Source organism: Paenibacillus solisilvae, assembly GCF_042656405.1.
GTDB lineage: Bacteria > Bacillota > Bacilli > Paenibacillales > Paenibacillaceae > Paenibacillus_Z > Paenibacillus_Z solisilvae.
On sequence record NZ_JBHSOW010000106.1, the window covers coordinates 85,437 to 97,996 of the forward strand.

At 46.6% G+C, this 12,560-nt stretch carries 7 protein-coding genes; all 7 read right to left on the reverse strand.

Going from position 1 to position 12,560, the window contains the following annotated elements:
* Nucleotides 1–10: 10 nt before the first annotated feature.
* A complete protein-coding gene (locus ACFPYJ_RS27905) occupies nt 11–4,054 on the reverse strand; it encodes an Ig-like domain-containing protein (RefSeq protein WP_379191515.1) in 4,044 nt (1,347 codons plus the stop codon).
* Nucleotides 4,055–4,451: 397 nt separating this feature from the next.
* Nucleotides 4,452–6,695 (reverse strand): helix-turn-helix domain-containing protein, encoded by a 2,244-nt coding sequence (locus tag ACFPYJ_RS27910; protein WP_379191516.1) that lies wholly within the window; start codon nt 6,693–6,695, stop codon nt 4,452–4,454.
* A 128-nt stretch (nt 6,696–6,823) separates the two neighbouring features.
* Nucleotides 6,824–8,458, reverse strand: coding sequence for an extracellular solute-binding protein (locus tag ACFPYJ_RS27915; RefSeq protein WP_379191517.1), 1,635 nt, complete (start codon nt 8,456–8,458; stop codon nt 6,824–6,826).
* A 41-nt stretch (nt 8,459–8,499) separates the two neighbouring features.
* On the reverse strand, nt 8,500–9,375 hold the full coding sequence (locus tag ACFPYJ_RS27920; protein WP_379191518.1) for a carbohydrate ABC transporter permease: 876 nt from the start codon (nt 9,373–9,375) through the stop codon (nt 8,500–8,502).
* Nucleotides 9,376–9,428: 53 nt separating this feature from the next.
* Nucleotides 9,429–10,394 carry an ABC transporter permease gene (locus ACFPYJ_RS27925; protein WP_379191519.1) on the reverse strand — a complete coding sequence of 322 codons (966 nt, stop codon included), beginning with the start codon at nt 10,392–10,394 and terminating at the stop codon, nt 9,429–9,431.
* A gap of 325 nt (nt 10,395–10,719) precedes the next feature.
* On the reverse strand, nt 10,720–11,322 hold the full coding sequence (locus tag ACFPYJ_RS27930) for an acyltransferase (protein WP_379191520.1): 603 nt from the start codon (nt 11,320–11,322) through the stop codon (nt 10,720–10,722).
* The gene (locus ACFPYJ_RS27935; RefSeq protein ID WP_379191521.1) at nt 11,319–12,548 is read right to left on the reverse strand and encodes a hypothetical protein; all 1,230 of its coding nucleotides are present in this window, start codon (nt 12,546–12,548) and stop codon (nt 11,319–11,321) included. The genes ACFPYJ_RS27930 and ACFPYJ_RS27935 overlap by 4 nt, the downstream gene beginning before the upstream one ends.
* Between the last annotated feature and the right edge of the window lie 12 nt (nt 12,549–12,560).

Genomic DNA, 12,560 nt, shown 5'->3' on the forward strand with positions numbered 1-12,560 from the left:
TAAAAATGGATTACGTTTCTACTGGCGGCTGCACTGGCGGCTGCTTCGCCGGCGGCTGCTCCGCTGGCGGCTGCTCCGCTGGCGGCTGCTCCGCCGGCGGCTGCTCCGCTGGCGGCTGCTCCGCTGGCGGCTGCTCCGCTGGCGGCTGCTCCGCTGGCGGCTGCTCTGCCGGCGGCTGCTCTGCCGGCGGCTGCTCTGCCGGCGGCTGCTCCGCTGGCGGCTGCTCCGCTGGCGGCTGCTCCGCTGGCGGCTGCTCTGCCGGCGGCTGCTCTGCCGGCGGCTGCTCTGCCTGCAGTGACTGCAGCGACTGCGCCTGCTTAGGTCTTCCGATTACTCTTAATTCAACCACAGCTGCATAATTGACCGGCTTGACGAATTGAATATACCGGAATGACTGCGGTGTTGCTAAATCGACAGACCAGGTTGAACGGTAAGGCAGAACTTCATCATTTTGACTTCCCAAGATTACGGAATTAGAAAGGTCGCTTTGATTGGATCCCTGAACGCTGAACAATTTGCGCGTTGACGGCTGATCGGTATCCTGCCGTGTAACGACCTCGATACGTGTAATATCGTAATAGCGGTATGATTCACTTAAATCTACAGTCAATGAACCAGGGCCGCTCGTCGCCCAAAGCGTACCGTTATTGGCATCAAAAGCTTTATCGGCCCCATAAGTCGCACTAATCGCCGAAGTAGCGGTCGCCGGTTTTCTTTTGGCAAGATTGACGGTAGCCGGTTTTGTTTGCCCAGCTGCAACGATATATAGATCAAGCTTCGTAATAAAGTTTCCGTCCGCGTGGACACCTGTAATTTTCACTTGGGTATCACCGCTGCCGACAGCATTTATTGCACCCGTTTGTGCATTCACTGTTGCTATTGCCGGATTTAGCGACTCATACTGCCAAGTTGTAGGTCCCTCAATGACGGTTCCGTTATCATGGGTTAGAACCGGCTCAAGCTGCAGCGTTTCTCCCACATTCATGATAGGCGAACCTCCGCCCATACCCAATTCGACGTGATAATCCGGCCAACTTGTAGCAAACGAGACGGATGGACCATTGGTACTCCAGCGTCCTGCAGTATTGACCGCATCAACCTTAACGGTTACGGGTACATCTTCCGGCCAATTGCTTACTGTTGCCGTATAGACCGAACCGGTTACAGAAGTAGGCGCGCGTCCATCGACATAGATGTTGTAGGATGCGATATTGTAAGATGCAGCAAGCGGAGTCCATTCCAAACGGACTTTACCCGGTTCATCTTCTTTGAAAGCCTGCAGTGTACTTCCTTCAGGCCAATTCAGAGAAAGATCGACTCCAGTATCATATTCAGCAATGACACGCAGCTCGGCCACGGAAGCATAATCAATTGGTTTTGAGAAACGAATATATTGGAAGGTTTGCGGCTGAGGCAGATTCACGCCCCAAGTAGCGCGGAATGGAAGCGTCTGTTCATTTTGGCTTCCAAGTACCGTAAAAGTGGAAAAATCCTTGCGGTTGGAAGCCTGCACTTCAAAGTTTCTTCGTGGAGATTGCTGGTCCGTATCCTGACGTGTAACAATTTCGATTCGCTGTATTTTGTATAAACGGAATAAGTCGCCCAGATCAGCGGTAAGTGTGCCCACACCTGCTGTCGTCCAAATCGTTTGCACGTTGCCGTCTAATGCTTTCTCCGGGCCGAAACTCGGACCTGCGATTGTACCAGAGGAGAAGGATTGTTTATTTTTCGCGATATTGACAAAGGCTGGTTTTGTTTGTCCTGCAGCGGATATATAGAGATCCAGTTTCGCTGTAACTACGATTTCATCATGCACCGTCGTGATCGTAATGAAAGTTTCTCCGGCGCCCACGGCATGAATTTCACCTGATTGAGCATCTACTGTCGCTAAGGCTGGATTAGCCGAAACATACTCCCATTCATCCGGACCCGAAGGGACGGGCACTTCGTCGCGGGTTTTCACAAACGGATGAAGAGTGGCTGTTTCATTAACGCTGAGAATAGGAGACCCCGTTATTTCAAGATCAATAACAAAAGGGTTGCGGACCTGATTGGTTATTGAGAACTGTTCGATTGGGGCATTTTCATTTAACGCTGCGTCCTTCAATGCCCCTTGCTGTACGGTAACCGTTATCGGTTTTTGATATTCAAGCTGTCCGTAAACCTGCAAAACAACCACATTATTATTTGGTAAAGCGCTATTCATTACAGCTGTTGCTACGGTTGTGGCTGTTCCGCCCAGAACAAAACGTTCCGGGCGAATGGAAGAAGCCTGTATCGCTTCGCTGAAGGTTAATTCAATTTTTGTACCTTCCTCGTCTGTAATGGCCTGCGTGAGCTCCGGCAGCAGCGGATCATACTCTTTAACCGGGGTAGATAGGCTCTTGTATTGTCCCGTTAAACCTGCATTAGCTTTGATCGTTTCGGAATCGCCATAATTATCGGTATACGTGTTGGCTCCGAGTTTAAACCGGTTCGCGAATATTGGAGTAGGGACATTGACGATCACGTTTCGCTCTATCGCGTACCCTTCGGTAGCTTGATCGAGATAGATGCCTACGACCGGAAACCAGTTCTTGGTGGGATCCGTAGGCGGCGCAGACCAAGGGGATCGGTCAAAATCATGGATGAAGTTTTCATAAATTTTCGAATTCGGCTGTTTGGACAACGTATAGATCCCGCCGCCATCCACCATTTGCTGCATAATATGATGGATATTATTATATCGAATCACATTATCCTTAAGCTGTGTGGTGTTTATGGTCCATCCCCAGCCTACGGAAATCGCTGAGTAAGGGAGATCCATCAATTCGTTATGCTCCACCGTCAGCGCCTCCGTAAAGCCGCCAAATATTCCGACGGAGCCATAATAATCCTGGCCGACTTTCGTGATGAAGTTGTTCGATACACGCGTTTGTTTGACAATGGTTCTTAAATCGCTTGGCATCTGTTTCAGTATCGATAACCCGCTCTCCACGTTCATCCCGTTGGCGGATATATCTCTGAATACATTACCGATAATATCCACATTATTCGTCGCGGAGATAAGATCAAGCCCCGTGCCTCCCAAATGCTGGAAGGTATTGCCTTTGAAGACGATTTTCTCAGCTGCCTCAACAGAAAAAGCTGCAGGGACCTTGCCGTCATAATTCGTTAATATCGGATAAAAGCTTGCTTGAGTGCTGGTATACCCCTGCTGTGTCGGCAGATTCCATCCGGTATGCTGGAAGGAAAGTCCGATAAACTGAATATTTTTCACCGTTTGTTCAAGTGTTCCGGTTACCTTTACTAAGGTTTCCTGAACCGGAGCGATAACATAAGCTCTCGTCATATCTTCCGCATAGCGAGGTCTGTAGTAGAGCATTCCACCGGCATGATCAAGATAAAACTCTCCGGCAAGATCCATAAATTCCATCGCATTTTCCAGATGATAGGACTGTTTGGGATCCATCTGCGGCGCTGTCCGGTTGAATAGAACATCCTTTCCCGGACTTTTTACTTTGATTGTCGTTTCGTCCCCATTTGGAGTCAAAGATTCAATCTGCATATGCTGATCGGACCAATACGTCTGGATAACCATCTCAACTTGCTGCGGGTTTTGGATGTTCGCCACTTCGGGTGAATTGACAATAATATTCTGATTCGCTCTATCCCACCGCTTTATTCTGAAGAACTCACCTATATTCGGCGTTCTCGCCCGAACCGCCCTCTTATCATTAACATACAGCTGGCGGAACTCCAGACTGCCTACCGGAGCTCTAAACACACCGTTCCCAATCGATTCCCATCCCGTTATTTTTGTGCCTCCGCTTATAATCGGATGTTCTCCAGGATAGGCTTGATAAATGACCTTATACCCGTTTTTTCCTGAATCTTGGCTATTAAGTTGAAAGGTCTGACTCAAGTAGTATGTTCCTCCGTGAATGTAAACCACGATATCCGCCGTTTGCTTTCCCGCTGCGAGCTTTGCCCTGACGATATCACGAGCTTTCTCTAGCGTTTGAAAAGGCGCAGCCTCAGTCCCGCTCCCAGAATCGGATCCGGTGGTTGACACATGGATCGCTCCAGAAACAATAGATCCCGCTGCCGCTGCCAAAGGTTGTGGTGAATTTGCCAATTCCTCGCTACCCACCGTCTGTTCCGAGGGAACAATAATCCCGTTTGGGTCCTCTGCACGTAAACTTTGCGGTAATGATAATATCCCATATAAAAACGTCAAAGCAATTGTCATCCATATCATTACTCTCTGCACGTTGTACATCTTTACCCCGCCACTAGACATTTCAGATCACTCCTCTTGAAGTCTATTTTTTGCAGATGTGATTCCTAAAATGATAGCCCCCTGGTTATTGGTCATATATAACCTCCATTCACCCATTTTTTGCATAATTAGCATAATGATTGCGCTTACAATACGATTGGAAAGAAAAAGCTGATGTTTACGAATAGGCTTATCTTCTTTCTTCATACATTTCCCGGTAGCGCCCAGGAGTGAGCCCTTCCAGCTTCTTGAAAATCCGAATAAAGTAAGTCGGCTGGTATCCTACTTTTTCGGCCACATGGTTAATTTTCATCTCTGTCGTCCGAAGAAGCTCTTTTGCTTTTTCCAGTCTGGTATTCGTCAAATAATCAATAAAGTTCGTTCCCGTGTACTGCTTGAACGCTTTACTCAGATTGTAAGACGTAACCCCGTGCTCATCCGCAAAAAGTTCCAGAGAAATTGGAGTGTGGTAATTCTCATGAATGGCTAAAGTCACATTACTCACAATTTGCTCTAAGATTTTCTCTCGCGTGTTGGAGAGATCTTCGACATAGGGCTCAATGATCATATGGCGCATCCATAGAATGATCTCATCCGGTTCTTTAATCGCGCTCAATTGCTCATACAGGTTGCCGCCGCGCTGCAGTACAGTCGAATAAACGCCCGATTTGAGCAAAGCATGCGTGATGCTGCCAAGCAGCTGCAGCATTCCCTGTTGAAATTGAATCTCCATCGATTGACTTTCTTTCAACTCAACCACGAAGCTGCCGAGTTCCCTGATCGCTTCATCCTTAAGGCCCATTTTCATCGACTGAATAATGGCATTTTCACTGTTGAACGGATAGCTCACCTGAGTTTTCTCCTGCGGCAGTAAATTGTCCATATCCAGAATCTGTTCATTCTTGTCTAAATCTCTGAATTGGAGAGCTGCTCTGGCTTCTTCCAAAGATTTATGAATATCATGCGTGAAGTAGACAAGCTTCCCAACCCCGACTGTAATTCGCGTTGTCAAATATCGGGTCAACACCTGGATCAATTGGTTGGAGAAATGAAACAGATCGCTTTTCACTTGTTCCTTAGGAAGCTCAGCCGGAAATGTAAAAAACACGGCCAGCGACAAATCGTGGAAGTTAATGACCTCCGCATCCTTCCAGCTGCTTTGCAGTAATTCCTGCGTAATATTGGCTGCGGCAAAGGTTGCTAGCTGCTCGTCTCCTTCATTGAACTTTCCTTTGGTGTCGGCAATGCTGTCCATCCGAACCAGTAAGATAGCAAATCCTTTATCGTCCGCATTCCAGCCGTGGAACGTCATTTTCTCTCTTAAGTCCTTCTCGGAAAAAAAATATAAGTGACCCTGTATCAATTGAAGCAAGAAGCCTTCCTTTAACGAATGCCGGTTTTGCTCCAGCTTTGTTTCCAGCTGTTGACTTTCATCAATAAGTTTCCGCCATCTTCCTGCAATGAATTGAAATTCATCATTCTTATCAATGTTTGAAGGTATCCCGACGTTGTCCTTAAACAGGCCTACTAAATGTTTAACGGGTCTGTAAATTCGTCTTGACGCCAACCATGAGAGGATAATGGCAACAAACAAGCCAATTAAGCTGATTGCAAAACCAAGTTGGGATACCAGTATAACGGGGGATGTTAGTTTGGAGAGCGGTGTGGCCACGACATACTTCCACTCGTTCCGCGAGAAGGTACCTACTGTAACCGAATAACTGATTCCCTGTCGTTTGAAGATAAAGTCCCCGGCTTCAAGATCATGATCGATAACTTCGCGCCGGACCGCTTCGTCCAGCTCAAGTACCTTCTCATTCTGATTTCTGCCGTTTGTTACCCAATCTCCATCCTTATTTAATATATAGGCAACGCCTTCCCCATCGGGGTTAAGCGGATAAAGGAATTCATCGATTTGGTTTTTGTCCAGATACAGAATGATCGTGCCGAGTGGATCGCCTCCCGCTCCTTGAATTTTGTGAGCAAACGCTACGTTAACCTTGCTTTTATATTTAAGCGGACTAATAGGGTGGTTCCACCACATAAGAGAGGATTTTTCGTTTAATAATTGATGGAAGGTTTGCTTGATTTCCTCATCTGTGATGGTATAGATCCCTTCTTCATCCGAAACGATTAAATGATTCTTATCCAGATACAATACCGCATTGCCGATTAGCGGGTTCGATTCCTTCAAAATCCGTAAAGAAACGAGGAGCTCACGGGTTGTATCAGGCTTTAAACGCAAATCACCGTTTAGCAGTTCCTTGTTAAACACCGGATTAAACACCCATTGATTACCGATAATTTCAACCTGGAACAGCTGCTTCTCCATGCTCTGGTAGATTTCCTGCAGCTGCAGCCGGTGGTTTCGTTTCACCTCAGCCTCAATTTGTTTAACGCCGATAAAATAGTTGCTAACTGCAATAATCGCCATAGGAAGACAAGTCACCAAGAAGACAATTATTAAATTCTTGTAGAAAAAGTTCAGACTTATCTTCCTCATGGCGATCAATCCAATCTTTGAAACTTCATAATATTACCATTATAACAAACTTCGAGCCATTACTTACCTGCCTTTTTATTGTAAGCGCTATTCAATTCTTCCAAGGACTTATTCCAATTCGGATCCGACGCCAGCTCTTTCGTGAAGGCATCCCATTTATCCAGCGATTCTGTTCCAAGCATAATTTTCACTTGCAGATCAGTCACCTTTTTAAGGAGGTCGTTTCTGTATTTCGTCCATGTTTCGGAATAGAGACCAAATGACGGATTGGAAACACTGACCTTGCCGATCTCGTCTATGATTCCTTTATTCCGGTTATAATAGTCGGCCGGAACGTTCGGAGCCTTCGCATAAGCGTATTTATCGTAACGGGTGAAAATTTGCCCGATTGCAGAGGTGGAGACGATATCCTTCTTCGCTTGTTCCGTTTGCACGTAGAAATCTCCGTCTTTCGTAAAGTGGATATCCTTAAACCCATAAGATCCCAGCTCATATCCTTCCGCCGATGCGCCGAAATCCAAGAAGGAGAGAATCTTTTTCATCTTCTCTTCAGAAACGGTTTTTGGAATAACGAATATTCCGTTATATCCAACGTTTTTGCCGATATATGGAATGCCGCTCGGTCCGGTTAACGAAACAAGTGGAAGCATATCACCGCTAGGATTCGTCGCTCTGATCCCTTCCGTCATTACCCATGCCGCTGATGCAGCCTCAAAAGCAATACCCGCTTTGCCGGCCATTACGGCTTCTCTGGCCTGGGTGTTCTTCAAAGTTGCAAAATCGCTGTGAATAAGTCCTTCCTTATACGCCTTGCTGAGCCATGCAAGCGCATCTCTCGTCGATTTATCTGTAATCATATTAACCAATTTACCGCTTCCGTCAATTTTCCATCCGTCATTGGCATTTTGGAATGTATTAACAATAGGTGCGAAACTACCCAGACCTAGACCGTCCGAGCCGATACTGCCTACAAGTCCGACCGTATCTTTCTTGCCATTCCCGTCAGGATCGTCATTAGTAAATGCCTTCATCACATTATATAGATCATCCATAGTCTTTGGTACCGGCAGTTTCAGCTTATCGAGCCAGTCTTTACGGACAGAGACCATACCTCCGTCCAATCCTCTGACACGCGGTACGCCATAAATCTTCCCGTCTTGATACCGCGAGTTATCCCAGGCTTCCTTCGGATACTCACTTAGACTCGGGTAATCTTTAATATATGATTCTAATTCCCAAAAAGCACCTTGTTCGGCCATTGTTCTAACATTTGGTGCAAAATTATCGCCGATCAGGGTCAGATCCGGGATATCTCCTGAAGCAAGAGTGACATTCACTTTCTCGTTGTAGCTGTTAGGGGACACCCAAGTGATGTTAAGTTTGGTATTCGTTCGTTTCTCAATTTCCTTGACAATGACGTTATCCGGGCCTGGCGGCTCCGCTCCAAAGAACGTCGTCATAATGCTGATGGGAGTAGGTTCTTCCTGCTGTGCGGTTCCAGTGCCGTTTCCATTCTTTTGATCATCTGGTTTGTTGCCCGTGTTGTTGGTTGTTTTGTTGTTCACATTACTGCCGCTAGTCGTGTTGTTTGGGCTGTTGTTGCTGCACGCTGCAAGCAGGGTCCCGGCTGCAAGTGTAAACACAAGCAGCACAGCCGACATCTTTCGAATGGATAGCAGTTTTGATTTCTTCAATTTTTTTTCCTCCCTTTTAACATCTAATATCTTGTATATTCTCATTCCTTTACAGATCCTACCATAACCCCTTTGGTAAAATGCTTCTGCAGGAATGGGTATACCATCATAATAGGAATCGTCGCAATGATTACAGCAGCCATTTTTATCGATTGCGGGTTAATGATCTGTCCTTGCTCGAGCATATTGCCCCCGCCGGCTGATGTGTTCGATTCGATCAGCATTTGCCTTAATACGAGCTGCAGCGGCCATTTCTGAAAATCATTAATGTACAGTACTGCATTAAAAAATACGTTCCAATGAGCGACGGCAAAGAAAAGGCCGAAGGTCGCCAAGGCTGGCAAAGAAAGCGGAAGAATAATGCGCCACCATACGTTCACATCATTACAGCCGTCTATTACAGCCGCTTCTTCCAGACTTTCGGGTATGCTGTCGAAGAAGCTTTTCATCAGAAAGACGTTCCATCCGCTGCTGAGCGCCGGAAGAATGAGCGCCCACAAAGAGTTCATTAATCCCATATCCCTGATCAACAAATAATTCGGAATAATGCCGGGATGAAATAAAATCGTAACTAGAATTAAAAGCAGAATTGCTTTCCTTCCGAGTAAGCGCTTTCTAGAAAGCGTATAAGCAAGGGCGGAAGTAACGATAAGACCGAGTGCTGTTCCTACAACGGCAAGGAAAGTTGAAACTCCCATGGAACGGATAAACAATGGCGTCGATAACAAGTATTTGTAATTTTCAAGTGTAAATTTATGTGGATATAGAATAAGTCCGCCCTTCAAGTATTCCTTTGGATCTGTGAGTGAAACGCTTAATACATAATACAACGGAAAAACCATTGCTAGACTAAGCAGGATCAGCAGCAGTATATTTACCCGATCAAATAATTTATCGGTGAAGGTTTCTTTAATCATATTTTCTCTCCTTGAGGTTTTCCTTCAGCCAGGCGGCTTCTCTAAGCATCCGCTTAATAGAGGCCGTCTTGACCGAACATTTTTGTTAGTTTGTTGGTGCCCATCACCAAAATCAGCCCGACAATGGATTTGAACAAACCGACCGAAGACGTATAGCTGAACTCTCCGTTCAAGACGCCGTTTCGGTATACGTAAGTGTCGAAAACATCGGCAACATTTGAAACTGCCGCGCTTCCCATCAGAAAGACCTGTTCAAAACCAACATCCATAATATCCCCGATCTTCAGTATAAGCAGGACAAAAATAACATTCCTGATTCCAGGAAGCGTGACATGCCAAATTTGTTTCAACCGGTCGGCACCGTCCATTTTCGCAGCTTCATACAAGGTAGGATCGATACCGGATACCGCTGCAAGAAAGATCACCGTTCCCCATCCTGCATCTTTCCAAATATTTTGCAGCGTCAACATGGGCCAAAACAAATTCGTTGAGGTTAGAAACGGGATTTTTTCAAATCCTAGAAGCGACAAGATACTATTGACTACCCCCTCCGACTGACCCAGCATAATAAAGCTGATGCCCGCTATGATAACCCACGAGAGGAAATGGGGAAAATAAATAACGGTTTGGATAAATCGCTTGAGAACGACCTGCCTGACTTCATTCAGCATAATGGAAATGAGGATCGGAGCTGGAAAAAAAAGCAGCAGATTCAGAAAGCTGATCGCAAGCGTATTGCGCAGTAACAGATAAAAATCCGAATTGCTAAAGAACCGGATAAAGTGATCGAATCCTACCCATTCACTATTCATAATGCCGGTGTACGGGGAGTAATTCTGAAAAGCAATAATCAACCCCCACATGGGAACATATTTAAAAACGAGAAAAAATAGCAAGCCGGGCAGTGCCAGCAGGTACAAGAAACGGTCTCGGTAAATGATCTTCATTCTTGACTTGGTTTTTATCCGGCTTCGGGTATGTTGGATTTCCGGATGAACGGTTGTGATTGACTTTCCCATGATCAATGCTCCTCCTATTCTTCGTCTGTTTGGTTGTGTGGAAGTTGTTAAGCTCAATTTACTTGAAGCAGCGCCTCACGTCTAGACGACTCTTTTGCCGGTCAGTCCATTTCACGGAACCCTTGATTTCCGCTGTTTGGACATGCAGTGATCCGCTTGCGGCAAAAATGTTCACTGCCCCAAACTGCACTTTTTTGCAGTCCGATATCGGCGCATAAAAGTGCGATGATCATGAAGACCCAGATATCATGGGGATTTTGTCTTAAACACCATAAAATACGCACAAAAAAAAGCACAGCCTCACCGGAAGTGAGGCTGCTCACCTTTATGTTAATGCGGATCCTCTTTTTTTAATAACTTTGGCCGGTATCCCGACGGCGATACTATAAGGAGGAATATCACGCGTTACCACGGATCCTCCGCCGATCACCGACCCTTTGCCTATGGTTACTCCTGCAGTGATATTCACTCTTCCGGCGATCCAAACGTCATCCTCAATCGTAATAGGCGCTAAATCGCCCCCCTGCTCGCAAATGGGCCGGTTCAAGTCATCGAATCGGTGATTACCCGCAATTATGATGGCATGGGATGCAATACGCACATCATTCCCGATCGTAATCTGCCCGCTTAGGTCCTCTGTCGTGCCATATCCCACAATGTTGGAATAAGCCTGAATCGAGCAGCGTTTCCCGATTTGCACATTCCCCTGGAGCAGTACGCCAACAGCGACCATCGAGTGCTCGCCAATCTCGATCGTCCCATCCCTGGGGCAAATTTTGGCCTCGGGACTGATCAGACAGGTTGGGTGCACAATTGATCTTGGGTGTCTGGTCGCCAACCAATAACCGAATTTGCAGCTCAATCTTCGGCTCCATGTTTGTTTGTCCGGCATGCTGTACCCTCCATCCAATAACGTCCATAAGCTCATCCGAGTACCTCTTCGACGTCGATTTCACAAACAACAGCATGTCGGCCAGGCAATGTGTTCACCAATACTTTTTTACCGTCCCCTGAGAATACGGGGTGATGACATACCCGGAGGGGATGTCTGCCTCCTTCCTCCGTTTCCCCGAATACCCGCGGTAAGAACACGCTCCGAATAACCTGATCCTTCTGTATATCAATAAACAATACCTCTCCAGGAATTCCGCCCGTATCCGTTAAAAGCAAATTATAATCCGTTGGTGAAATGCTCGGATGACCTCCGCTGTTATGATTACTCAGCTTTTTGTAATCGCTTCCATTATAATGAACTTGAGCTAAACATAGACGATTTTCATCTTCAGGATCAGGCCCGTAACCAACCAGATGCTCTCCGTCAGGATGCCATGACCAATGAACGCCCGGCCTCCCATAGCTCAAATCAACGGCCAGATGCAGCTCCTTAAGCTCTCTATCGGAGGTGAATACATAAGCCAGTTTCGGCTCGCCTCTGCTCTTGTCAACGCAATGATTCCCAAAATAAAATAATAACCGGCTTCCGTCCGCATTCCACCTGACGCAGTAGCTCATTAACGTCAAACCTTCGCTGCTTCCCAGCCTCTGATTGATTTCCTGATCACTTTGAAGGAGCCGATCACGATGCGGATGCCTATCCAGTATTTCGGCCGTGCTTAAAGCTAGAGAAATGCAGATTGGATCAAACGAGAACCGAAAGAGCCCATGTTCACTCCGATGATGAAAAGGAACTGGAGCAAGCTCCGGTTGATATTTGTCGTAGCCGTATCCCGCTGCATAGAGCATGCCCATTAAACCTGATATAATCGGCTCACCCTGCGGCGGCGCTCCTTCCATATCGCCTTCGAGCGTACTCTCAATTCCCGTATCCAGCTCACGTTTGACGACAAGCGGCCGGTTTAACGTACCGCTTTGGTAATACACATATTTCGCATCCGGACTCCATGTCTGCCATAAACCCGTATGAAAAAATCCGGAGTGCAGAGCGGATTGCCCGAAACGATCCAGCACCGTTCCTTCTGAAGAGACGATAATAACCTCTCCGGTTCCTTTATCCAAATCCCCTCCAGCTAGTAATATTCGTCCGGATCCGTCCGGCGCATAGGGACTCAGGGTATAATAACTGTGCACGCACCAGCGGTCTTGCACCAGGATCGGCCGAATGTAAGATTGTTCTGACATCCCGGATAAGCTCATAGCAAACTCCTC